This window comes from Achromobacter semiaridum, from assembly GCF_053543755.1.
In genome coordinates this window covers 1-23,211 of record NZ_JBLVOL010000029.1, presented here as the reverse complement: position 1 = coordinate 23,211, position 23,211 = coordinate 1, and the positions used below count along the sequence as shown (strand labels likewise).

Here is a 23,211-nt window from a genome sequence, read left to right as displayed (position 1 = left end):
GGGAATGCCAACTCGACTACATACAGCGCTATCAGCGGCGGCAGCGTAGCCATTCGTGATGGGGCTGGCCAACTTGCCCTGACCGGCAAGACGGCGGCGGAGACGATCGCGGCGTTGAACCGGGATACGTCCGATACGTTGAATGCGCTGAAGCCGATCTTTGACAAGGAGAAGATCGAGGCGGGGTTTGAGATTGCGTCAGAGGCCCAGCGGCAAGTGGGGCAGTTTTTGACGAATCGGGCGAAGGAGGCTGATGCACTGAAGAAGGCGATAGATGCCGAGACGGATCCCGCGCTCAAAGACGATCTCAAGGCCCGGTATGACGAAGCAGCAAAGTGGGGGCCGAACGGCGCGTATCGGCTTGGAGTGACCGCCATTTCAGCAGGCGCGGGGGGAAATGTCACGGGAAGTGCGGGGCAATTCTTGCAATCTGCCGCGGCGAACTACCTGCAGGCGTTAGGCGCCGGCAAGGTGAAGCAGATTGCGGACACTTTGGACAGTGAGGCTGCGCGGACGGCATTACAGGGATTGGTTGGTTGCGCTGCAGCCTTCGGTCAAGGAAGCCATTGTGGCGCCGGCGCAGCGGGGGCTGCGGCGAGTGTCGTACTTAACAACCTCATTCAGGGTCTTTCGGGGCATGGTGCCAAGGACCTGACGGCGGAGGAGAAGGAGTCACGAGCCAATCTGGTCGCCAGTCTCGTCGCGGGCCTTACCGTAGCACTGGGTGGAGATAGTGCTGTTGCGACCCTAGCCGCCCAGATCGAGACCGAGAACAACTACTTCGGGCAAAATCCGAGGGTTTCAGGGCGTTTGAACAACGGCAATTTGATGCGGCGATTGCTTCTTGCGGTCCTGGAAACCCTGATGGCTGCGCCCGGGCTCGAGAGCTGAGCGGCATGTCGGCGCAACGCGACAAAGAGCTGGCAAGCGCTTGCGTAGATCGAGCAGCTTCCCTGTGCCGCGCAGCAATCCAGCTGGCGACAGCTAGCGGCAACGTCGTGTTCTTTGATAAGCAGGGTAAGCCGCTTGCTGTTCCGGCGGGTTCTCCTATGATCCAAGCGACGCCCGACCTGCGGGACGGGACTTGGCACTACACCATCGCTGCCAGTGTTGCTGAAGGGTTGGCGATTGATAGTGGTGGCGGGGCACTGAGTGGAATTGGTTCTGCCATCCGTGGTCTATTTAGACCTGGGGTGGCCGAAATTGCTGTTGCTGCAAAGGGCGCAGGTGATGCAGCAAGCCTAGCGAATGTCGCGAAGCTCAGTGGGCAACTTACTGGGCGAGAGATATCTGGCGGTCATGCGTTTGAAAAGCATGTTATTCAGAAGGGCGAATATAAAGATCTTGGCATAACTACTCGCGAACAGTTTGCCTTGCATATCGAAAGTGTCGTTAATAAACCAACTGCATTTCGTGAGCTAAGTGGTGGGCGCACTGCATACTGGGATAATGTCAGTGGTACAGTCGTTATTAGAAACCCTAAGGCGGTTGATGGTGGTACGGCATTCCGTCCTGTGAATGGGAAAGCTTACTTTGATGGTTTGAGGTGATTATTATGGAAATGATCAGTTCTTCGCGTAATTTAGCGAATGTTGGCCTTAGCCGAGACGAGATCGTCGTCTTGCATGCTGCTTTAAATGAAATATGTAATGGGATAGATGTGTTTGAATTTGACACGCGAATTGGCGTGAATTTAGAATTTGCAACGAATTTGCTTCAGGCGCTTGGTTCAGTGCTTGATGGCATGGATCATCTATCCGGCTGATTTTCAATGGCGTCGATCTAGTGCCGGCCCACACAAGAGCGGGGGGTTTTTGGTGGGGGGGTATTCCGGGTGCAAGGTGGACTTAATAAATCTGTTTTCTTATGTCGAGTGTAGGGGGGGCAAAACTCTGGATAACCTAGCCTAGAAGGTTGGTAAAAGTAAAATTTAAGGTAGTCAGACTACGTGGTTTAAGAATGGCGGTTTAGAAGTTATTTATAGCGCTATGGCAGGCAGGTTGGGCATATCCAATCAGTAAGGATGAAGTGAGCGCCATGGAAATATCGGAAAGCCTTCAAGATGAATTGGAAGGTTGTCGCTCTAGCACCTCAATCATTCGTCAGTATCTAAGTGTCTATGCAGGGGAATGCAGTGGGTTGGTAGAAAAAATATCCACCTGCTCTTTTTTGAACAGACGCAAACGTACCTTGATGCTTTGCATGAATTTTAATGCAGGCTTTCTACTGTAAGGTAATAAATTCCAGAAAACGGTTTCCCCAGCCCGAACGGTTGGATTTGATCGCTACGTTAATGATCATTTTTAGGTGATCTCGAATCTGCCTCGTACGCCGCCGAAGCGGTATGCAAGGCGTTGAATAGCGAGCTCCCAAATGCTATGGACGCTGCGGGCGTCAAAGCAACTGTTAAAGCCCGCCCTGCGGAGGCCGCCACAGTCAGGCCTCCAACGATGAAAGAGGACGCAGCGTCTATCGGGGCGAGGTACGTGGTGGTCGTCGGTAGGGCCAATGGATTCGCAGGCTATCAACAATATCCTCCCAGCGTGGGCGTCATCATTCGTCTGTACGACGCCGTATCTGGAGAATATCGAGCCATGGCCGAAGAAACGTATCGGATATCTCTGCGCGATTTCTCGAATCGCGGCCCTACAGCAGAAGGGCAGAAGATTGCGGCTAGCCTGGCGAATAAGCTCGCGCGTACGATGTTGAGGCGATGCACTGAGAAGTACCCATATCAGTGCGGGAAGTTTGGAGAACTGCGCTTTGCTGAGCCACGAGATTCGTACGGCAAATGATGCAGAACGTGGAGGCTGGCGCTCTGTGAGCTGGCCGCGAAGACGTGGCTTCGCCATTGCACCATCCGTTGGGCGTTCTAGATCTGATGTGAATTCGAAACGCGGGCAGCAGTTTGCGAGTTAGGGGCTGGCCAAGCGGCTCTTTGCCAACGGCGCGCAATTCGCCCGTGGACCACGGCACCAAGCTAGCGTGGCGCTGGCTTGGAGTGAGCAAGAGCTAAGGCACGACAGATCGCGCGTCGTTTTCCGTTTTGGGATCTACCTTAGCGGCGGGCAATGACCTCACCATCGTCGCCAAGAGGTCGGCTCCGCGTCCGACGTTACCGTCACAGTTTCACGCCGGTCAGCGGGGAGCAACGCCATCATCAAAGCAGATGGCGACATTCTGCTGCAAGCTGCGCAGAACACCTTTGAACAACACACGAAGAACAAGAGCTACAGCGGTAGCGTCGGCATTGGGGTCTCAGCGAACAGCGAAGACGGTATAGGCGTGATGCTGAACCTTAGTGCCGGTGGGGGCCGAGGGCGCGCAGACGGCAAAGACGCTAAGTGGACGTATACCGATGTCACTGCTGGCAACGTGCTGGCATTGCAATCGGGCGGGGATACCTCGCTGATCGGCGCGATAGCAAGCGCCGATCAGATCATCGCCTCGGTCGGCAAGAATCTTCAAATTGAGACTCTGCAAGATACCAGCACCTACGTTTCCAAGCAGCAAAGTGCTGGCGTCCAAGCAAGTATCTGCATCTACGGCTACTGCAAAAGCTCCGTCTCCGGCAACGTCTCGCAAGGCCGGATGGAAAGCAATTTCCAATCCGCCACACAGCAGGCGGGGATGAAGGCGGGTGACGGCGGCTTTCTGGTCAACGTTGGCCAGAACACCACGTTAACTGGTGGCGTCATATCGAGCAGTGAACAGGCTGTGGCAGACGGCCTGAATCAACTGTCCACCGGCACGCTTGTCGTCAAAGACTTGCAGAACACGGCGCGCTACAAGGCAGATCAGGTCGCATTGAGCGGCGGATATAGCTGGGGCGGCAGCGGGGAAGGAGACGCGAAGAAGGGCGATGTCGGGACGAACTCGAAAGGCCAGGCGGCTGGCGGCGCGGACAAAGTGCCAGGTACGAGCTTGCCGACAAGCAGCAACGGAGCTTCCGCCGGTCTGCCCGTGGTTGTCGCGGCTTCTGGGAATGCCAACTCGACTACATACAGCGCTATCAGCGGCGGCAGCGTAGCCATTCGTGATGGGGCTGGCCAACTTGCCCTGACCGGCAAGACGGCGGCGGAGACGATCGCGGCGTTGAACCGGGATACGTCCGATACGTTGAATGCGCTGAAGCCGATCTTTGACAAGGAGAAGATCGAGGCGGGGTTTGAGATTGCGTCAGAGGCCCAGCGGCAAGTGGGGCAGTTTTTGACGAATCGGGCGAAGGAGGCTGATGCGCTTGAGAAAGCGATGAAGTCTGAAAACGATCCGACGAGATACGCTGAACTCGAGAGCCAGTACAAGGATGCCAAACTTTGGCTCCCGGGCGGAACCTATCGTCGGATTGCGAATGCCGTCATGATCGCAACCGGCAGCAATGTGACCGGGGCAGCCGCGGATATCGCCCAACGGGCGCTCGTGAGCTACGTTCAGCAGTTGGGTGCTGCCAAGGTTGGCAAGTGGGTCAGTAGCGGCATCATCCGCGATGGCTCTGCGGAACATGCTGCCTTGCAGGGCATAGTCGGTTGCTCTGCCGCCGCGGCAAGTGGCCAAAGCTGCGCGGCCGGCGCTACAGGCGGCGCTGCGGCTGTGCTCATCAATGCTCTGCTTGATAACACTCAGGGGAGTTCGAATGAAGAGCGTGAGGCGCGACGCAACTTGGTGGCTTCGCTTATTGCCGGCGCAGCAGCAGTGGCAGGTGCTGACGGAATTGCCACGATTACAAGCGCTGCGATTGCCGAGTTGGACAATAACTCGCTTGACCCGAAGCTTCACGAGAGTCTGATCAACCGTTTTGCTCTGAGCGACCAGCTACAACCGGAGGAGTACGAGGACCTCATCCAGCGAATGAAAGCCGCAAACGCGGAGGGTACGCAGCAAGCGCTGGATCAAATGAAGAGCGTGTTCGGCCCTGAGTCGTTGGAAGCAACACGAGCAGAACTGGAAGCAATGCTTGGTGGAAATTCAGCATGCGGCCAAGTACCGGCTTGCGCATTGCAACTGAAAAACTCGATCAAGGAACTGGATAGCCTTCTTGCACAGTACAAGAGGCAAAGCGAACTGACGCCAAAGGTCGATGCTGCGCTGATGATATTCGATCTCGCTACCAGTGGAGTTGGTGGTGTGATTCGAGGTCCGGTTTTCGATGCGGTCCGAATGAGCGCGACGCGAGCTGCCGGGGGCTCGCTGGAGATGGCAGCGGCGAAAATAGCCTATGCGGATGGCGCTTCCTGGACAGTGCGCAATGCTGAGGTGTTGGCTGCGGACGGGAAGACCGTGCTGGCGCGGCAGAATCCCATCACTGGAAAATATGATGCAGTAAGTCCGAATCCCTTGATAAACGCCGGAAACGGCACTGGTACGGTATGGGATTCTATCAAGGCGACTCAACCCCCATATCCTGGTTCTGTGATTCCAAAGTCTTTCGAACTTTCTCTGTCGAGCGGCCAAAAAATTTGGGTGCATGGGAATGCTACAGAGCATATGGCTGAATATGCGAAAATGAAGGCTATAAATTTCACTCCTGAAGCTGTTCGACTTTCTTCACAGCAACAGTTGACGAGTCTGCAGGCCGCTGTGGATTCTGCTACCAAAGGAGAAGTCCCCTACGGAAAAGTCATCAATGTGGAAGGATGGGAACTTATATTTTCACCGCCGAGGGCGTCGGGAGGGCTACCGGCTTTGATTCACGCGTTGTCTAAAAAGTGACAAAAATGGATATAAAAATATCAGCACCGATTCAAGTAGAGTTCGATTTGCTTGAGAGTGATGATAGGTTGCCTTCTGTGAAGTTCAGGTTCTGTGTCGACACGGCTCGAATGGCAAGCTCACTACATTGCTCTGGTGAAATTTGGATAACTTGCAGTGCATTTGATTGCTTCCTCAGTGGGCTTGTGGAAGGTGAAAGGCCGTCGAGATTGGCAAGTATTGACGAGAGATTTTTGCTTGAAATAGTGGAAAATGATAGGGGGATTTTTTTCCGCTGGTCATGGAAGCTAAAAGGCTCGTTCTCATTTTCGACGAGTTCATTTGTGGAAATACCCATAAATGAGGATGAGATTTCCGCGATAAGAAATGTTTTTGATTCGTTCCCCAAGTGGTGGTGACTACCCTGTTGAACTGTATTTAACGAATTTGAGCTGTCAGTATCGGAGGTTTTCATAACGAATAGGTCGCCGTCCTTTAATGAGAGAAGGCGCTATCCGACGCGATCAAGACCGGCGGTGCCAACGACGCGGCAAGCATAAGCGCGCTCATGGCTCAAGTGCAGCGCACTCAGGATTGGAGGCAGGCGGCAAGTATGGCTTGGTCTTGTTAGCGTTGCCGGGCGCGGCCGGCGCAAACGTCACGGGATCGACCAGCGCATTCGTGCAGTCGGCCGCGGTGAACTACCTTCAAGGCCTTGGGGCCGCTCAGGTCAAGCAGATCGCCGATAGCCTAGGCAGGGATCCGCGAGCGGAGGCTGCACGCGCGGCGTTGCACGGCATCGTGGGATGCGCGGGCGCCGCAGGCCAGGGTGCAGCCTGCGCTTCGGGCGCCTTGGGCGCGAGCGCGGGCGGGATCCTCAACAGCCTGATGGCCTCGCCCGAGGGCCTAACCTCCAAGCAAGTCGAAGCGCGGCGCAATCTGGTCACAAGTCTGGTGGCGGGCATAGCGAGCGTTGCGGGACCGGGTGCGGCCACGGCGGGTACCGCGGCGGGGCTGGGGACATCGCAGAACGGGGCGCAGCTCGCAATCCCTGCGGTTGGCGCGGCGGCGGCTAAGTGTGCAACGACGCCGAGCTGCCAGCGGGCAGCCGTCAGGGTCGGGCAGGCCGCCTATCAAGCGGTGCAGGCCAACCGCATGATAGACGCGGCAGAGGGCTCGAAGGCGACCACAGCGCAAAAGGAAGCCGCAAGCGCCCAGATCCAGGCGCGGGTCAAATTGGACGCTAGTCTCGTCGCCGGCCTTAATGCAGCACTCGGTGGAGATAGGGCTGTCGCGACACTGGCCGCCCAGATCGAGACCGAGAACAACTACTTCGGACAAAATCCGAGGGTTTCAGGGCGTTCGAACAAAGGCAATTTGATGCGGCGATTGCTTCTTGCGGTCCTGGAAATCCTGAGAGCTGCGCCCGGGCGCGCGAGCTTGCAGGCATATCCGATCAGAGGGACAAAGAGCTGGCGAGCGCATGTGTCATCGCTGCTTCTTCGTTGTGCCGTGCTGCGGTGCGATTGGTGGCGGCGAGCGGCAATGTGGTGCTCTTCGATAAACAGGGAAAGCTAACTGCAGTTCCTGCGGATTCGCCTTTCATCCTAGTCACGCCTGATCCTAGGGATGGAACGTTCCATTACACTCTTGCCGCGAGCGTTGCGGAGGCTTGGGCGATTGATGCGACCGGCTTCGCATTGGGCGGAGCTATTACGACGCTTCGAGCAAATGCCGCCGCCGCAAAAGCGCAAGCATTCCTCGCGGCGCAGGGAAGTGCGCCAGCGACTGCGGTGGGATCGACGACCTTCAGGACATCTCACTATGCTCCTAGACTCTAGGCGATGGGCGTAAACGTGGTACGCGCTGAGGCTCAGGTTGCGGAAGCTGTAAACACGATGCGGCCAAACATGATCACCAATGCCCCTATTAGCGGGCGAATGACAATTGATGGCGTTCTCGTGGAATACCGGGTCACGCTATTACCTAATGGCACGGCGAATGTCGGAACAATTTTTCCGGTGAAATAATGATGCGCTCGCTGACTGAGTGTGAATGGAATGTGATCCGTGCGATTGCAGATTTGCTGCCGTTAGAAAATCAACGTCAGCTTCTGGGTGACCTTGAACTTGCCACGGCGCATTCAGTGCTGCCGGATCACTCGGTAATAAAATTTAGCATTGCTGGCTATGACCGCCCGCCGTATGCTGGACAGCACTCTTTTGGGGTTGAGGGCGAGTTATTAGACAGGGACGGGACAAGAGTGGGCCTGCTCCTTTTCGCAGATCAGAATGGTCGACTTTTGGAGTTGGAGCTGATTCGCTGGGGTGATGGTGATCTGGTCGATCCCGACTGGAAAACACTTAAACTGTATGGCGCTTCGTAGCGGCAAAAAGAGCGGTATGGATTAATTTTCTAATTTTATTTACGCAAGATGGTTGCTTGTGACTAAAAAGTAACGCTATTAATTATTAGTGAATCGCAAAAAATTTGCACCTATCTGAATCGACAGGCTGGTACTGGGTGGGGCGCATCCGCGGGCGCACGTTTTTGCGTTCGGGCGACGGGCCGTGGCGGCGTTGCACGGCGGATCATGCAACCGCCAGTTCTCGCCCTAAGGATTTTGGCGAACAACAAATGATCCGCTCTTGCCCAGTGCAAACCCGGCTTGTGCTGTATCGAAAGCCGCCGCAGCAGCGCCGAGCATTGACTCAGTTCAAGCAGCGCAACTGAACGCTCCCTCGCGTCTTGAATTTCCTTGCCCCGATTCACCAAAAACTGCCTCATTTGCCGGCCAGCTTCCCCCACGATCTCGAACCCGGCCCGAATCTCCTTCTCATTAAAAATCGGCTCCAGGCTGTTCAACGTATCCTTGGTGCCGCAGTTCAGTCCGGCGATCACCTGGGCCGCCGTGTGCACTGTTTGCGCCTTCTGCCCCGCCTCGTCGCGAATAACGACCGTTCCGCCGCTGATACCGCCAAGCGTGGCAGAGCTGGACAGGCCGCTGACGCCCATGACGACGGGTAAGCCCATGCTGAGGCCGTTAGCACTGGCCAGCTTCGAGTTCGGCGTCGCCTTGCTTCCGCCTGCGACCTCGCCCTTGCCGTCGGCGCCGATATTGCTCTGGTCCCTGCCAGCGTCCTTCCCGCCGCTTTTGCCGCCATCCTTGCCGCCGCCAAAGCTCACGCCCCCGCCCAACTGAACGGATTGCCCTTCGTAGCTGGCGCGGCTTTTGGCGTCGCGGCTGGTCAGGGCGCCGGTGGCCAGGACGTTCTTGCCATCGACGACCGCCTTGTCACTGCCGGCAATGACGCCACCGACTAGGCCCGTATTCTTCGCCACATCAATCTGGAAGCCGCCGTCGCCTGCCCACAGGCCCGTCTGTTCCGTGACGCTGGCGTACCGGCTGTTGATCTTGCTGTGGCCGTAGTTGCCGCTGACCGAGCTGGCGCCGTAGCACAGGGGCGGTATGCGCGGGCTTACCTGCACGCCCACGCTGCGGTCGCGTGCGGCGTAGTGGCTGATGTCCTGCAGGCTTTCGACAACAAGGTTGCCGCCCACCGTCGCCATAATCCAGTCGGCGCTGCCTTGCGCGGCGCGCAAGAGCGTGTCGCCGCCGGAGTTCATGGTCAGGTTGCCGCCGGCCTGGGCATGAGTGTTGTTCCACTTCGTATCCCGGCCATCGCCGCCTGCCGCCAGGTTGAGACTGACGCCGTTCTGGGTTCCACCGATCGAAAAGCCCACCCGGACACTGGCATTGCCGCTCTTGCCGTCAGTCTTCTGGCTGGCGGTACTCTGCTGGGCAGCAAGCAGGATGTCGCCCTGTGCGTCCAGCAGGATGTTGCGGCCCGCGGCCAGGTCGGAGCCGGCCACGACGATGTCGGATTGATCGGCCTTGCCCGCCGCGATGATCGTCAGGTCGCAGCCGGCCCGGCCCCTTGCAATTCTTGGTCGAGCCTGCCCCCAAGCAGCCGACTCAACTCCAACAGGACATGCGCCAGCAGTACGAGCGCCAAATCAAGACCTTCAGGAGGCGTATTGTGAGGCGACGCTGGAGCCGCGCGCCGGAAAAAAAGTCGCAGCCCCTGCTAGGCGCGGACGAAAAGTGATCTCGACAATCCGCCAGAGACTGAAGCAGAGACATTGCAATTGCGTAAAGCTCAAAACCACCTGCGGTGCCGAGTTCCCCATGAGAACACACAGGTTGATACATACCCCCCCGAAACAAACACCATCCGCATCTGTTTAATTACGCGAATTTTCGCAACTAATATAAGCCAAAACATTTAAGATCGGACCTCAACTCCGTCGCCTCCTCAAATGGCAAACCATCCAAAAGCGAGGATATATCTATTTCGGAAAGCAGTTCTCCGATAATACGCATGTGGTAATTTCTGACATGCTCCGAAGACCTCCCGGCCGAAAGCACAAGAGCCAAAACCTCTAGCATTAATTTTTCAATCGGCATATCAAACGAGTTCTCAAGCTCACTATAGGCATAGCCCACTTCGCTTTCGCCCTCGACCCACGCACCCCCATGACCAATCTTAGTCCTGCAATAATCGTAATAACAACCTAAAAACCAGGCCCGCATTTCACCATAGGTCACACGTTCTTCCATCACTGCGTCTTCCTTGGCGGACGGAGCATAACTCCTTGATCGTCAAAAAATATTTACTTCGACATTCGGATACTTTGCCCTGAGCTGCTCGACAACATTAAGGCAACTCGCACAAGCAGTCCTTTCCGTCAGTATATTTACTGTTCCTCGTATCGACGTATTATTCCCCTGGTGGCCGGCAATATTATCGAAAATTTTATATTCGGTGTTCATCCCACCATGAACCATGTCTCCGGCCTTGTTGGGTACCGTTTGTGCGGTGAAGAGTCCGTTACCGAACCCAATAAGTCCCTTACCCGCCTCGCCGGACAAGATTGTTACGGCGAATTTAAATGTGGAATCCGTATTTTTGGACGACAGCAATGCGCTTGTATCTTTCCCCGAGAACAGCGAGTTCTTTGAAGCCCTAAGGAAGGTGCTTTCAAAGCCATGTTGGCCGTGAACGCTCCTGAATTGGTGGACGCAAACGCCGAAGTGGCCGAAGAATTCGACTCGTCCTACATCTACCTGGCCGCCGCCCCCACTAGCACAGGCGCGGTTTTTTTTGGCGTTACGCACGGAGATGTTATACGTATTGTTGGCGCAGGAATAGCCACGAAAAGCACGACACGTTTGGAGACTGATATCGGGAGACTGAGCAGGTATTGCAGGCCCAAGGTTTTTTAAAGAAGAAAAAATTCGAGAAATAATTGGTCAACTGGTCGAGTACTGTAGGTAGAAAATTTCGTTTCTGCGCTGGGGAAATGTCGTCAGAGAGTAGTGGCCGCGTTATTCGATGTTGTTAGCGGTCTTGGCTGGGCTGACAGTTCTGGTGGACGTATCGGGCTTTCTGGTTGCGGGCAGGAACGGGATTAGCAATACAGTGATCGGCATGCTCATGCCGGCCATTGGTGAAAAGTCCTATTCCGAGTACGTCGTCACGACAGGAATCTCTATTGACATCTACTCACGTGGCGGCGGGTGGAGCCACCCGAATGCGATCGATGTATCTATGTATAGCTCGGAATTCGGCGATGCGATTACTGCGGTTTTTTGAGGCAGGAAATGACCGCGAGACGCTTTATCGGCATCCGAGTGCGATCTTGCGTGAGCTTGTCGTTGTGAATGGGCGGTACGTACCGAGACCGTCGCCGTGAAGAAATACAAGACGTGTGAAATCGTCAAGGTGAAGAGGAGTCCACTTAGGATAGGAGGCAACTCGAAAGGCGTTTCAGGGAAGCCAGCGACAGTTAGAGCAACATGAACTTGCCCTGTACCGCCTCGGCGGTCCATCCTAGCCGCAGCTTCCGCCCCCCCCAAAACCTACCCCGCCCCCCGCCGATAAACCGCCAGCATCCCCGCCAGCCCAATCATCACGCCGCCACAAACTCGGTTCAGCCACCGTAACCCCGAGCCTCTGAACACCCGCACCATCTGCGCACCCAACGCCGCATAAACCAGCATCGTCAGCACATTAATCGTGGCCAGTACCCCCGCCACAATCGCGTATTGCACCAATAGCGGTGCCTGAGGATCAATAAACTGCGGCAAGAACGCAGACATGAATAACAGCGCCTTGGGATTGGTCAGCGCCACCAGAAAACTGCGCATTCCCAGCGCCAAGCCGGCCGGTCGCTCTATATCCGTAGCCGCGGACGGCAATACCAATGCGCCATCCGACCGCAGCATCTTCCAGCCCAGATAGGCCAAATACGCCGCGCCCACCCATTTAATAATCTGGAATGCGACTTCAGACGCGGCCAGCACCACTCCCAAACCCGAAGCCACCGAGCCGACCAGAATCAAGTCGGCCAGTACCGCGCCGGCCATGCCCCAGCTGGCGGCGCGCACGCCGTGGCGCGAGCCGTTGCTCATGGCAAGCAGCGTGGTGGGGCCTGGGGTGATGATGGCGACGGCCGAGGCCAGGATGAACAACAGCAAGGTGGCGGTGGACATAAAGCGGGCTCCTAGGCAGCGGCCAGTTTGATCTGGCCAGCGCCAATCGTCCAGGTCCGGCTACCATATCGGTCTTATTCTCAGAATTCCCACCATGTCCACGCGTTCCGACTCCCCCCATCTTGCCCCTCCGCTTTCCTCCGTACTTCTTTCCAGCGCGGGGGTGGTCGAGAGTGTGCTGGACGGCCGTTCCCTGACGGACGCGTTGACCGATGTCAGCGTCGCCTTGCGCCCGGCGACCCAGGCGGTATCTTTTCATGCGATGCGATACCTGGGCTGGGCCGATGCCGTGGGCCGTGAGTTGGTTCAGCGTTACCCCAGCGTGTTGTTCGAATCGATGCTGCTGGTGTCGCTGACGCTGCTGAAAGAAGAGGGCGAGGCCGCCGCGCAGTTGCCGGGCATGCCGGTTTATGCGGCCCACACGGTGGTGGACCAGGCGGTGACCGCGGCGTCGAATACGCGCAGCCTTGCGTCGTTCAAGGGCATGCTCAACGCCTGCCTGCGCCGCTTCCTGCGCGAGCGGGCGGCCCTTGAGGCTGCGGTGGCCGATAGCCCCGAGGCGCAGTGGAACCACCCGGGTTGGTGGGTCAAGCAATTGGGAATCGCGTATCCGCAGGATTGGCAGCGGATTCTGGAATCGGCCAATGTGCCGGCGCCGCTGACGTTGCGCGTCAACCGCCGGCGCGCCAGCCGCGAACAGGTGCTGGCGGCGTTTCAGGACGCGGGCCTGGAGGCGCAACCCGTCGGTCAGGCCGGCGTGGTGCTGGGCAGCCCGAAACCCGTGACACAGTTGCCCGGCTTTGCCGAAGGGTGGTGGTCGGTGCAGGACGCGGGTGCGCAGTTGGCGGCCGAACTGCTGGCGCCCGCTGACGGCATGCGCGTGCTGGACGCCTGCTCGGCGCCGGGCGGCAAGACCGCGCACCTGCTGGAACTGGCCGATATCGATCTGGTCGCGCTGGACGCCGACGGCGAACGGCTGGAACGCGTGGAACAAAACCTGGACCGCCTGGGGCTGGCCAGCAAGCGCGTCCGTCTGGAGGCGGCTGACGCGGCCGACCTGGACGCCTGGTGGGACGGCAAGCCTTTCGACGCCGTGCTGGCCGACGTGCCCTGCACGGCATCGGGCATCGTGCGCCGCCACCCCGATATCCGCTGGTTGCGTCGCGAAAACGACGTACGTCGCACCGCCACCTTGCAGGCCAGGATCCTTGACTCCCTGTGGAAGACCGTGGCGCCCGGCGGCCGGCTGCTCTATGTGACGTGCTCGGTTTTCCCGATCGAAGGGGCGCGCCAGGCGCTTGAATTCCTGCAACGACACCCCGAGGCCCAGCGGCTGGATGCACCGGGTCAGTTGCTGCCAGTTGCGCTCGAAGCAACACCGGCCGAGCAACATGACGGCTTTTTCTACGCCTTGTTTGCCAAGCAGTCCTGAATCACCAAGAATAGGGGCATGACGGTGTTGCGGTGTCGTATGTCCACTATTTCGCGTGTATTTCTAGGGTTGTTGCTGGTATCTACCTTGCTTTGTTCCGTGCCGGGCGGCGACGCTCATGCCGCCGAGCCCCGAGTGACGCGGGTAGAGCCCGCGGTACGCAATGGCAAGCTCGAGATCGATGCCGACATCGAATTCGAATTGAATCAGCAGTTGCGGGACGCCGCCCAGCGCGGCGTCCCCTTGTATTTCACGGCTGACCTGACCATGACGCAAGAGCGCTGGTATTGGTTCGACAAGTCGCTGGTGGACACCTCCCGCACTTGGCGGGTCGTTTATAACGCGCTGACGCGGCAGTGGCGCGCGGGGGTCGGCGAACTCTCCTTTCCGGTGGCCTCACTGGACGACGCCATGAGCGTCATCCGCCATATCCGCAACTGGTCGGTGGCGGACGCCGCCGATTTTGACGCCGGCGTGCTTTACGGCGGGCAGCTGAGGCTGCGCCTGGATACCTCGCTCTTGCCCCGGCCGTTCCAGGTGAATGCGCTAAATAGTAGTTCGTGGGCGCAAGGCACGCCCTGGATGGAATTTTCGTTCATGTTGAGCGACCAGGAGAAAGATCCCTCATGAGGCGATTGCTTCGGCTGGCCCTGATGGTGGGGGCCGTAAGTGGCCTGGCGTTGCTGGGCCTGCTGGCGTGGTCCACGGGCAATGCGTCGCGCTTTGCGCGTTACTACGATACGTTGCTGGTGCTGAACGGCATTTTCGCGCTGGCGCTGTTTATCTGGGTGGTGGCGTTGACGGTGCGCTTGGCGCGCCAGATCCGGCGGCGGCAATTTGGCGCGCGGTTGACCGCGCGTTTTTCGTTGGCCTTCGCCTTGATTGGCGTTGTGCCGGGGGCGCTGATCTACACCGTGTCGGTGCAGTTCATGTCCCGCTCGATCGAATCCTGGTTCAACGTGCGGGTCGATACCGCCTTGGAAGCCGGCCTGAACCTGGGCCGCGCTGCCCTGGACTCGCTGCTGGCCGACCTGGACGCGCGGGCGCGCTCCATGGCCGTCGAACTGAATCGCAATACCGATAGCGGCGTGACGCTGGCGTTGACCCGTCTGCGCGAGGCCAACGGCGTGCAAGAGGCCATGGTCTTCACGGGCAGTGGCCGCATGGTGGCGTTTTCCACCAGCCAGTACGGCCAATTACTGCCCGCGATGCCGCCGTCCACCGTCATGAATCAGTTGCGCCTGTCGCGCGGCTATTCCGCGGCCGAAGCCGACGATCCCGTCACCCCGGGCGCCGAGGGCGGGCTGCATTTGCGGGTCGTGATCCCGCTGACGGGACCCGACCGTTACGACAATCTGCTGGGCGCCACGTCCGAGCCGCGCTGGCTGCAACTCTTGCAGCCCGTGCCGGAACAGATTGCGCATAACGCCAATCTGGTGCAGCAGGGCTTTCGGGATTATCAGGAACTGGCCTTGTCGCGGCTGGGTTTGCGCAAGCTGTACGGCATCACCCTGACCCTGGCGCTGCTGCTGGCCGCGTTTGGCGCTATTGCGGTGGCGCTGTCCCTATCCAAGCGCCTGGTGCGCCCGCTGCTGAGTCTTGCCGGCGGCACGCAGGCGGTGGGCGTGGGGGATTACCGGCCGCTGCCCGAACCCCCGGAACGCGACGAAGTCGGCCAGCTGACGCGGTCGTTCAATGCCATGACGCGCCAGCTGGACGAGGCGCGCCGCATGGTGGAAAGCAATCGTCAGCAGCTGGAGCGGTCCAACGTCTATCTGGAAAGCGTGTTGTCGAACCTGTCGTCCGGCGTGCTGGTGTTTGATGAGTCGTTCCGCGTGACGACGGTCAACCAGGGCGCTCAGACGATTTTGGGCGTCGATCTGCGTTCGGTCATCGGCCGGCCATTGGAAACCGTGGACGGCATGCTGGAATTTGCGAACATCGTGCGGCAGGCGTTCTCGACGCACGCGGCGGTGGGTTCCGAGCGCCAGCACTGGCAGCAGCAGTTTGAGATTGGGCCGGCCCAGGCCGATGCGCCCACCGCGCCGCAGCCCTTGACGCTGTTAGCGCGTGGCACCCATCTGCGCGTGGACGGGCGTGGCAACGGCTATCTGGTGGTGTTCGACGACATTACCGAAGTGATTTCCGCCAACCGTACCGTTGCCTGGGGCGAAGTCGCGCGCCGCCTGGCTCACGAAATCAAGAATCCCCTGACGCCGATCCAGTTGTCCGCCGAACGGCTGGCCATGAAGCTGGAAGGCAAGCTGCAACCGGCCGAGGCCCAGATCGTGCAGCGGTCCACCAACACCATCGTCAACCAGGTGGCTTCGCTGAAGCAGATGGTGGACGACTTCCGCGAATACGCGCGGACGCCGCCGGCCGTCATGCAGCGCATCGACTTCAACGCGCTGGTGGCCGACGTGCTGTCGCTGTACGGCTGGGAGCCGGACGGCGGCGCATCCCGCGCGACGGAAAAGGCATTGAATCTGGATGTGACGTTGGCGCCGGGGCTGCCCGAAATCGAGGGCGACCCGACCCAGCTGCGCCAGGTCATTCACAACCTGCTGTCCAACGCCCGCGACGCGATCGCCGAGTCGGGCGGCCAGGGGCGGGTCAGCGTGACGACGCAGTTGATGCGCAGCGAGCAGCCGGATCGGGCCGACCAACAGGCCTTGAGATTTACCGTTGCGGACACCGGGCCGGGCTTTCCGGCGCAGGTGATGCAGCGCGCTTTCGAGCCCTACGTAACCACAAAGTCCCACGGGACTGGGTTAGGATTGGCAATCGTGCGCAAGATCGTTGAAGAGCACGGCGGGCGTATCGACCTTGCTAACCGCAAGGAAGGGGGGGCGCGGATTTCCATCTTGTTGACCCGGTTGGCGTTGACCACCGGGGCAGACACTATGGACGCGACCGCGCAAGAAAAGGATAATGCGGCTACGCAATAGGTGGGATGCTTTATGGCCAGAATTCTGGTGGTTGACGACGAAGTTGGTATACGCGAGCTTTTGTCGGAGATCCTTTACGACGAAGGACACACGGTCGAACTGGCCGAAAACGCGGCGCAAGCGCGCGCCGCTCGCCTTCGCATGCGTCCTGATCTGGTGTTGCTGGACATCTGGATGCCGGACACCGATGGCGTAAGTCTGCTGAAAGAGTGGGGCTCGCAAGGGCTGCTCGATATGCCGGTGATCATGATGAGCGGCCATGCCACCATCGACACGGCAGTGGAAGCGACGCGCATCGGCGCCATGGATTTCCTGGAAAAGCCCATTACGCTGCAACGTCTGCTCAAGACCGTGGCGGCAGGTTTGGCTCGTGGGCGCGCCCCGCACCCGGCGCCCGTCGCCGTGCATCCGGCGGCTGTCAGCCCGGCTGTGGCGCTGGAAGACGAGCTTGACCCCCCGGTGCTGACGACGGCGCCGGCCAACGAAGTGCCGGTCACGTCCAACGGCCAGTTGGGCAGCATTTCGCTGGACCAGCCCCTGCGCGAAGCGCGGGACGAATTCGAACGCATCTATTTCGAATATCACCTGGTACGCGAAAGTCACAGCATGACGCGTGTGTCCGAGCGCACCGGGCTGGAACGCACTCACCTTTATCGCAAGCTCAAGCAATTGGGCATCGAGTCGGCGCGCAAGCGCAGCACATGAAAATCCTGATCATGGGCGCTGGTCGCGTAGGCACCAGCGTGGCCGAAAACCTGGTGTCCGAGCAAAACGACATCACCGTGGTCGATACCGATCCCACGCAGCTTCGGTACCTGCAGGAACATTTTGACTTGCGTGTCGTCCATGGCGACGGCTCGCAAGTGTCGGTGCTGGAAGCCGCCGGCGCTGCCGATACCGACCTGTTCATCGCCTGTGCGGCCTCTGACGCCGCCAATATGGTGGCGTGCAAGATCGCCCGCCAGCTATTCAACATCCCCCGCCGCATTGCCCGCATCCGCTCGGCTGAATTCCCGGAACACCCGGAACTCATGAGCGAAGAGGGTTTTTGCATCGACGCCTTGATCAGCCCCGAGCGCAGCGTCACCACCTACCTGCATAGCCTGATTGAATTTCCCGAAGCGCTACAGGTCGTGGAATTTGCTGAAGGGCGGGTCAGTGTTGTGACCGTGCGGGTCGGGCATGGCAGCCCGATGGCGCATTCGTCCGTGGACAAGCTGCGCGACGTGTGGCCGGACGTCAAGGCGCGCGTCATCGACGTGCTGCGGGGCGGGCGGCCATTACGGGCCGGCAGCGGCACCGTCATTGCGCCGGGCGACGAGGTCGTGCTGGTGGTGGATTCGCGCGATGCGCGCCGTGCCGTGCGCCAGTTGCGCGACGCCGAGCGCGCCGTGCGACGCGTCATGATCGCGGGTGGCGGCAATATCGGTTTGCGGCTGGCGCGCCAGCTGGCCGAAGAAAAATACAGCGTTCGCATCATCGAACGCGACCTGAAGCGCTGTGAATACCTGGCGACCCAGTTGCCCGACAGCGTGCTGGTCCTGCACGGCAGCGGCACCGACGAGGCCCTGCTGGAACGCGAGAACATTGAAGACATGGACACCTGGCTCGCGCTGACCAGCGACGACGAGGACAACATCATGTCGTCGCTGCTGGCCAAGCGCCTGGGCGCGCGCAAAGTTATCGCGCTGATCAACCGCCAGGCCTATGGCGAACTGATGCAAGGCAGCCATATCGACATTGCCGTATCCCCCTCGCAAGCCACGATGAGCGAACTGCTGCGCCACGTGCGGCGCGGCGACGTGGCGGCGGTGCACCGCCTGCGCCAAGGCGTGGCCGAAGCCCTTGAGGCCATTGCCCACGGCGACCGTTCCACGTCCAAGGTGGTGGGGCGGCCGGTGGGCCAGATCAGCCTGCCCAAGGGCGCCAGCATCGGCGCGCTGGTGCGTGGCGACGAGATCATCCTGCCCGACGCCGATACCGTCATTGAAACGGACGACCACGTGATCGTCTTCGTGCCGTCGCGTCGGCAGATGCCGCGCGTGGAAAAGTTGTTTCAAGTTTCGGCGTCCTTCTTCTGATGCCCGCACTTATCAAGCTCCGCCAAGAGCCGGGCGCCGCCGGGTAGGCTGTCATGAAACGCGTCCTGGGCACCCTGTACATATTGGGTCTGACCATGGTGATGTTCGCGCTCACCATGCTGATTCCATTGCTGATCGCGTATGTGGGCGGCGACGCCGCGCGCGACGCGTTCCTGCATGGCTTTCTGATTTCGCTGGGCATTGGGGGGACGCTTGCCGCGTTGACCCGGCGCAGCCGCTGCGAACTGCGCGCCCGCGATGGCTTCGTGCTGGTGTCGGCCGTGTGGGCCGGCCTGCCGTTGCTGGCGTCGATCCCATTGATGCTCTACTTCCACCGGGCTGGATTGCCGCTGTCGTTCACCGGCGCCTACTTCGAGGCCATGTCCGGCCTGACGACCACCGGCGCCACGGTGCTGACCCATCTGGACACCCTGCCGCCGTCCATCAACCTGTGGCGTGCCACGCTGATCTGGATCGGCGGCATGGGCATCCTGGTATTGGCGGTGGCAATTTTGCCGCTGCTGGGCGTGGGCGGCCATCAGGTCGTGCGGGCCGAAACCCCGGGGCCGATGAAAGACGAACGGCTGACACCGCGCATCGCCAGCACCGCCAAGGCGCTGTACGCGGTGTATTTCGTGTTCTCCATCCTGTGCTTCCTGGCCTACCGCGCGGTAGGGCTTTCCTGGTTCGAAGCCTGGTGCCATATGGCCACCACGATGGGCCTGGGCGGGTTTTCCACCTGGGACGACGGCTTCGCGCACTTTGATTCCGTGGCAGTCGAGATGGTGGCCATGGTCTTCATGTTGATCGCCGGTATCAACTTCGCCACGCACTTCAACGCCTTCCGGCAGCGCAGCCCGCGCGCGTACGTGCGTTGCCCCGAGGCCATCCCCTACCTGGTCGTGGTGCTGGGCGTGGGCGTGGTGATTTCGGTGTTCCTGTACATCAAGGGCGTCTACGCCGAGCCGCTGGAAGCCTTGCGCTACGGCATGTTCAACACCATTTCCATGGCCACCACCACCGGCTATGCCAACACGGACTTTGCCCAGTGGCCGCTGTTTGCCCCGCTGACCATGCTGCTGTTGTCGGGCTTTGCCACGTCGGCCGGGTCTACCGGGGGCGGCATCAAGATGATCCGCGCGATCTTGCTGGTCAAACAGGCGCGCAATGAGCTGGTGACGATGCTGCATCCGCACGCGGTCAGCCCGGTGCGGATCAACGGGCGGGCGGTGGAAACGCGGACCATGTCGTCGGTGCTGGCGTTCATGCTGTTCTACGGCCTGTCCATCGCCGTATTCACCAGCCTGCTGCTGCTGTCGGGGCTGGACCCCATCACGGCGTTCTCGGCAATCTTTGCCAGCATCAACAACACGGGCCCGGGCCTGGGGCCGGTGGGTCCTATGGGCAGTTTTGCCGTGTTGTCTGATTTTCAGATCTGGGTGTGCACCTTCGCCATGCTGATCGGGCGCCTGGAATTGCTGACCGTGCTGGTGCTTTTCACGCCGATTTTCTGGCGCAAATAAGGGGCGCTGGCCCCGCTTTTTGATCAGGGATAACCCGATCCAGGGTAATCCCACCCCATCTCGAATCCCGCGTATTTCCTGACGATGCGCCGCGCATCGGCCGGGGACCCGCGCCGTTCCTGAGTTGTAAGCGCTTGCTCACTTATCCTCAGAGGGAAAAACCAAGTGCGTCGCGATGTTGCACACAAATGTCACGATTTTCAATCGTTTTGCCACAAACCTGCGGCTATCATCCATTTCACAAGCTGCCGTCTAGTGCCCCCCGGGATGTCTCCGGGCTTCAAGGTCGAACGGCGCACCCCCTCATCAAACATTCAAAGGAGTCCGGAATGGAACCGATCCCGTTCATTTCGTCGGCCCCCAACACCCTGGGCATCGAACTAGAGTTGCAACTGATCGACCCCCGCAGTTTTGACCTGACCGCAGCCTCTGATGAGCTGCTGGCCCAAATGGCCAATCACCCCATTGCCGACCGCGTCAAACCCGAGATCACGCGGTCCATGATCGAATTGAATTCTTCGGTGCACGAACACCCCATGGGCCTGTTGGCCGAAATGCGCGAAATGCGCGACGCGCTGGTCGAAGCGGCCGATGCGGTCGGTGTGTCCGTCGCCGGCGGCGGCGCCCACCCCTTCATGCGCTGGCAAGAGCGTTCCATTTCCGACACCCCCCGTTTCCAGTATTTGGCCGAAATGTACGGTTACCTGGCGCGTCAATTCACGGTGTTCGGGCAGCACATCCACCTGGGCGTCCAAAGCGGCGACGATTCCATCAAACTGCTGCGCCGGCTGTCGCCCTACGTGCCGCACTTCATTGCGCTGTCGGCGTCTTCGCCTTATTGCGAGGGTGTGGATACGTTGTTCTCGTGCTCGCGTTTGAACGCCGTCAACAGCTTCCCGTTGGCCGGTCACATGCCGCCCGACGTCAAGGACTGGTACCAGTTCGAGGCCCATCTGTCGCAACTGCGTGCCTACGGCTTGGCCGAGAGCATCAAGGATCTGTATTGGGACATCCGCCCCAAGCCGGAATTTGGCACGGTGGAAATCCGCGTCTGCGATACGCCGTTGACGGTGGAGCGCGCCTGCCAGATCGCCGCGTTCGCGCAGGCTTTGGCCGTGCTGCTGATGCGCGAGGACGACCCTAGCGACAACGCCTGGCTGTCCTACCGCAGCAACCATTTCCAGGCTTGCCGCTTTGGCCTGCAAGGCAGCTACGTAACGCCGGACGGCCAGCGCCTGCGCCTGATGGACCATCTGCGTTCGCTGTTCCAGCGCCTGATGCCGGTGGCGGAAGAGCTGGGCACGGGCGACATGATCGCCGCGCTGCGCGACGACGCCATGCGCAGTGGCAACGATGCGCGCTGGCTGCGTAGCCAGTTCCATCGTCTGCGTGATCTGCCGCTGATGGTGGATGCCATGACGCATGCGTGGCGCGGGGATGCGCCCGCTGCGGCGCCGGCCGAACCCACGGCGGTGTTGCGCCGTCGCATCCGGGCAAACTCCGAGCCGATGCAGCCCTTGTCCGCATCGGAACCCGGCGTCAGCGTGCCGTTGCCGGAACGCTTGCACTGATAGCGGGATGTCAGGGGTTGCCGCGTTGCCGGCCACCGATTGCGCTGACCGATAGCCGGGTTTCTCCGGCTACGGTCCGGTGCGCGGCGGCGCGCCAGGCGTGGCCGTAGGCCACTTCGATACTCAGCTTGATCAAGCCGTCCGCATTGCGCTGCGCTTCCAGTGCGGCGCACAGGCGGTCGCGCCAGTCGCGGCCGACCAGCCCACCGCGACGCCCTTCTGCCGGGTTGCCGCCTAGCGCTCGCACGTCCGCCAACAGCTTTTCGGGGCTGCGATAGGTCAGCGTCAAGATTTCCTGGTCCATGACCGGGTCGGCAAAGCCGTTTTCCACCAGCAGGTCGCCAAAGTCGTGCATGTCCACGAAGGACGGCGTGGCGGTGGATAAGCCGGCGTCGGTCAGCGCTTGCCGCAGTTCGCGCAAGGTGGCCGGCCCCAGGCAGGAAAACATCGCCAGCCCACCCACCTTCAAGATGCGGCGCCACTCGGCCAGGACGGCGTGTGGCGCGCGGTGCCAATGCATGGCCAAATTCGACCACACCAGTTCCAGCGATTCCGGGGGCAACCGCGTTTCGGCAAGATCGGCGTTGACGAACGTCGGGGCGGCCGGCCCGCGCCGCGCCAGCTTCCCGATCCAGGCGCCCAGGCCGGCCGGGCCGTGGCGCTTTCTGGCCAGTTCCAGCAGCGGTTCGCAATTGTCCAGGCCGGTATAGACCGCGTCGGGATAGCGTTCGCGCAGCAGCGGCACGTTGTCGCCCGCGCCACAGCCCGCGTCCAGCATCGCCTGCGGCTGCACCCGGATGTATTGCAGGCGGCCCAACATGCGGCGCGCCACTTCACCGTAGAGGAATTGCGCGTCGGACAAGTCGCCACGGCGGGCAAATTGCTTGGGCACGTCGGTGCTGACGATAGGTAGAGAGGGTAGCGGTGCGGATTCTGGAAGGGACATTTCGGTCGCGCCCGCGTCTTGGCCACGGGGCGGAACATGATTACATAAGGGATGGCATCCATTATTGCGCATCCCGGCCGCCGTCTTCGATTGCCCCTACTGGCCTTGGGGCGGCGTCTTCGATCCCGCGTGGGCTGTGATTGCCCGCTATGCGGGGTCAGGGTGACGGGCGCGCGCCTGTGCAGCGGCTGTGCGGCGGATATCACCGCCCCGCCGCCGGGCGCCCGGCCGCGTTGTCCGCGCTGCGCGTTGCGGCTGCCGATAGCGGCGTCGGCATGCCCCGCATGCCTGGGGGCGCCGCGCGCCTACGGGCGGACCATTGCGGCCTTTGACTACACGCCGCCCGCCGATGCGCTGATCCGCATGCTGAAGACCCAACTGCGGCTGAGCATGGCGCCGGTGCTTGCGCGCTTGCTGGCCGACGCCATCCGGCGCGATGGCGGATTGCCGCAGGGCGCATTGCTGG

Annotated in this window: 19 protein-coding genes and 1 pseudogene; 14 read left to right on the top strand and 6 right to left on the bottom strand. The window is 60.2% G+C overall.

Annotation, left to right across the window (positions count from 1 at the left end; genetic code table 11):
- The 4 genes and pseudogenes from ACNPP0_RS09555 to ACNPP0_RS09540 form a co-directional block, all read left to right on the top strand.
- Window positions 1-891 (top strand): annotated as a pseudogene (locus ACNPP0_RS09555) (hemagglutinin repeat-containing protein); the annotation flags it as partial.
- On the top strand, window positions 837-1,550 hold the full coding sequence (locus tag ACNPP0_RS09550; protein ID WP_448705711.1) for a DUF6862 domain-containing protein: 714 nt from the start codon (window positions 837-839) through the stop codon (window positions 1,548-1,550). The pseudogene ACNPP0_RS09555 and the gene ACNPP0_RS09550, both read left to right, overlap by 55 nt.
- 5 nt (window positions 1,551-1,555) lie before the next feature.
- A complete protein-coding gene (locus ACNPP0_RS09545; RefSeq protein WP_120157196.1) occupies window positions 1,556-1,765 on the top strand; it encodes a hypothetical protein in 210 nt (69 codons plus the stop codon).
- 1,391 nt (window positions 1,766-3,156) lie between these two features.
- Window positions 3,157-5,709 carry a hemagglutinin repeat-containing protein gene (locus ACNPP0_RS09540; protein ID WP_448705710.1) on the top strand — a complete coding sequence of 851 codons (2,553 nt, stop codon included), beginning with the start codon at window positions 3,157-3,159 and terminating at the stop codon, window positions 5,707-5,709.
- Between the two features lie 31 nt (window positions 5,710-5,740).
- On the opposite strand, the gene ACNPP0_RS09535 is transcribed toward ACNPP0_RS09540, so the two are convergent.
- A complete protein-coding gene (locus tag ACNPP0_RS09535) occupies window positions 5,741-6,163 on the bottom strand; it encodes a hypothetical protein (protein ID WP_448705708.1) in 423 nt (140 codons plus the stop codon).
- Window positions 6,164-7,076: 913 nt separating this feature from the next.
- On the opposite strand from ACNPP0_RS09535, the gene ACNPP0_RS09530 reads away from it, so the two are divergent.
- Both ACNPP0_RS09530 and ACNPP0_RS09525 read left to right on the top strand, forming a co-directional pair.
- Window positions 7,077-7,529, top strand: a complete 453-nt coding sequence (locus tag ACNPP0_RS09530; protein WP_442880307.1) for a DUF6862 domain-containing protein — start codon at window positions 7,077-7,079, stop codon at window positions 7,527-7,529.
- Between the two features lie 188 nt (window positions 7,530-7,717).
- Window positions 7,718-8,074 (top strand): DUF6984 family protein, encoded by a 357-nt coding sequence (locus tag ACNPP0_RS09525; protein WP_314355329.1) that lies wholly within the window; start codon window positions 7,718-7,720, stop codon window positions 8,072-8,074.
- Between the two features lie 110 nt (window positions 8,075-8,184).
- Here ACNPP0_RS09525 and ACNPP0_RS09520 read toward each other — a convergent pair whose 3' ends face one another.
- The 3 genes from ACNPP0_RS09520 to ACNPP0_RS09510 form a co-directional block, all read right to left on the bottom strand.
- Window positions 8,185-9,606: a hemagglutinin repeat-containing protein gene (locus ACNPP0_RS09520; protein WP_448705709.1), complete on the bottom strand. Its 1,422-nt coding sequence runs from the start codon at window positions 9,604-9,606 to the stop codon at window positions 8,185-8,187.
- A 349-nt stretch (window positions 9,607-9,955) separates the two neighbouring features.
- Window positions 9,956-10,309, bottom strand: coding sequence for an Imm2 family immunity protein (gene imm2, locus ACNPP0_RS09515; RefSeq protein ID WP_332609756.1), 354 nt, complete (start codon window positions 10,307-10,309; stop codon window positions 9,956-9,958).
- A 42-nt stretch (window positions 10,310-10,351) separates the two neighbouring features.
- Entirely contained in the window at window positions 10,352-10,867 is a 516-nt protein-coding gene (locus ACNPP0_RS09510; protein ID WP_448705707.1) for a deaminase domain-containing protein, read from the bottom strand.
- A gap of 217 nt (window positions 10,868-11,084) precedes the next feature.
- On the opposite strand from ACNPP0_RS09510, the gene ACNPP0_RS09505 reads away from it, so the two are divergent.
- Complete coding sequence (locus ACNPP0_RS09505) at window positions 11,085-11,345, top strand: hypothetical protein (protein ID WP_448705706.1); 261 nt, start codon at window positions 11,085-11,087, stop codon at window positions 11,343-11,345.
- Window positions 11,346-11,611: 266 nt separating this feature from the next.
- On the opposite strand, the gene ACNPP0_RS09500 is transcribed toward ACNPP0_RS09505, so the two are convergent.
- Window positions 11,612-12,244 (bottom strand): LysE family translocator, encoded by a 633-nt coding sequence (locus ACNPP0_RS09500; RefSeq protein WP_448705705.1) that lies wholly within the window; start codon window positions 12,242-12,244, stop codon window positions 11,612-11,614.
- A 94-nt stretch (window positions 12,245-12,338) separates the two neighbouring features.
- Between ACNPP0_RS09500 and rsmB the strand changes: the two genes are divergently transcribed.
- The 7 genes from rsmB to ACNPP0_RS09465 all read left to right on the top strand — a co-directional run bounded on the left by rsmB (window position 12,339) and on the right by ACNPP0_RS09465 (window position 21,799).
- Window positions 12,339-13,676 (top strand): 16S rRNA (cytosine(967)-C(5))-methyltransferase RsmB, encoded by a 1,338-nt coding sequence (gene rsmB / locus ACNPP0_RS09495; RefSeq protein WP_448705704.1) that lies wholly within the window; start codon window positions 12,339-12,341, stop codon window positions 13,674-13,676.
- 18 nt (window positions 13,677-13,694) lie between these two features.
- Window positions 13,695-14,306, top strand: coding sequence for a DUF4390 domain-containing protein (locus ACNPP0_RS09490; protein WP_332609764.1), 612 nt, complete (start codon window positions 13,695-13,697; stop codon window positions 14,304-14,306).
- On the top strand, window positions 14,303-16,624 hold the full coding sequence (locus tag ACNPP0_RS09485; protein ID WP_332609766.1) for a sensor histidine kinase: 2,322 nt from the start codon (window positions 14,303-14,305) through the stop codon (window positions 16,622-16,624). The genes ACNPP0_RS09490 and ACNPP0_RS09485 overlap by 4 nt, the downstream gene beginning before the upstream one ends.
- Window positions 16,625-16,636: 12 nt before the next feature.
- Complete coding sequence (locus ACNPP0_RS09480; protein WP_046803151.1) at window positions 16,637-17,329, top strand: response regulator; 693 nt, start codon at window positions 16,637-16,639, stop codon at window positions 17,327-17,329.
- Entirely contained in the window at window positions 17,326-18,705 is a 1,380-nt protein-coding gene (gene trkA / locus ACNPP0_RS09475; protein WP_332609767.1) for a Trk system potassium transporter TrkA, read from the top strand. The genes ACNPP0_RS09480 and trkA overlap by 4 nt, the downstream gene beginning before the upstream one ends.
- A 53-nt stretch (window positions 18,706-18,758) precedes the next feature.
- Window positions 18,759-20,228 carry a TrkH family potassium uptake protein gene (locus tag ACNPP0_RS09470; protein ID WP_332609768.1) on the top strand — a complete coding sequence of 490 codons (1,470 nt, stop codon included), beginning with the start codon at window positions 18,759-18,761 and terminating at the stop codon, window positions 20,226-20,228.
- Window positions 20,229-20,557: 329 nt separating this feature from the next.
- Window positions 20,558-21,799, top strand: coding sequence for a YbdK family carboxylate-amine ligase (locus ACNPP0_RS09465; protein ID WP_332609769.1), 1,242 nt, complete (start codon window positions 20,558-20,560; stop codon window positions 21,797-21,799).
- Between the two features lie 10 nt (window positions 21,800-21,809).
- Here the strand turns inward: ACNPP0_RS09465 and ACNPP0_RS09460 are convergent, their stop codons facing one another.
- The gene (locus ACNPP0_RS09460) at window positions 21,810-22,745 is read right to left on the bottom strand and encodes a methyltransferase domain-containing protein (RefSeq protein ID WP_448705703.1); all 936 of its coding nucleotides are present in this window, start codon (window positions 22,743-22,745) and stop codon (window positions 21,810-21,812) included.
- Window positions 22,746-23,211 lie beyond the last annotated feature (466 nt).

Coding starts and splice junctions, on each gene's coding strand:
- ACNPP0_RS09545 (WP_120157196.1), top strand. CDS start 1,556: ATGGAAATGATCAGTTCTTCGCGTAATTTAGCGAATGTTGGCCTTAGC.
- ACNPP0_RS09535 (WP_448705708.1), bottom strand. CDS start 6,163: ATGAAAACCTCCGATACTGACAGCTCAAATTCGTTAAATACAGTTCAA.
- ACNPP0_RS09525 (WP_314355329.1), top strand. CDS start 7,718: ATGATGCGCTCGCTGACTGAGTGTGAATGGAATGTGATCCGTGCGATT.
- imm2 (WP_332609756.1), bottom strand. CDS start 10,309: ATGGAAGAACGTGTGACCTATGGTGAAATGCGGGCCTGGTTTTTAGGT.
- ACNPP0_RS09505 (WP_448705706.1), top strand. CDS start 11,085: ATGTTGTTAGCGGTCTTGGCTGGGCTGACAGTTCTGGTGGACGTATCG.
- ACNPP0_RS09500 (WP_448705705.1), bottom strand. CDS start 12,244: ATGTCCACCGCCACCTTGCTGTTGTTCATCCTGGCCTCGGCCGTCGCC.
- rsmB (WP_448705704.1), top strand. CDS start 12,339: ATGTCCACGCGTTCCGACTCCCCCCATCTTGCCCCTCCGCTTTCCTCC.
- ACNPP0_RS09490 (WP_332609764.1), top strand. CDS start 13,695: ATGACGGTGTTGCGGTGTCGTATGTCCACTATTTCGCGTGTATTTCTA.
- ACNPP0_RS09485 (WP_332609766.1), top strand. CDS start 14,303: ATGAGGCGATTGCTTCGGCTGGCCCTGATGGTGGGGGCCGTAAGTGGC.
- ACNPP0_RS09480 (WP_046803151.1), top strand. CDS start 16,637: ATGGCCAGAATTCTGGTGGTTGACGACGAAGTTGGTATACGCGAGCTT.
- trkA (WP_332609767.1), top strand. CDS start 17,326: ATGAAAATCCTGATCATGGGCGCTGGTCGCGTAGGCACCAGCGTGGCC.
- ACNPP0_RS09470 (WP_332609768.1), top strand. CDS start 18,759: ATGAAACGCGTCCTGGGCACCCTGTACATATTGGGTCTGACCATGGTG.
- ACNPP0_RS09465 (WP_332609769.1), top strand. CDS start 20,558: ATGGAACCGATCCCGTTCATTTCGTCGGCCCCCAACACCCTGGGCATC.
- ACNPP0_RS09460 (WP_448705703.1), bottom strand. CDS start 22,745: ATGTCCCTTCCAGAATCCGCACCGCTACCCTCTCTACCTATCGTCAGC.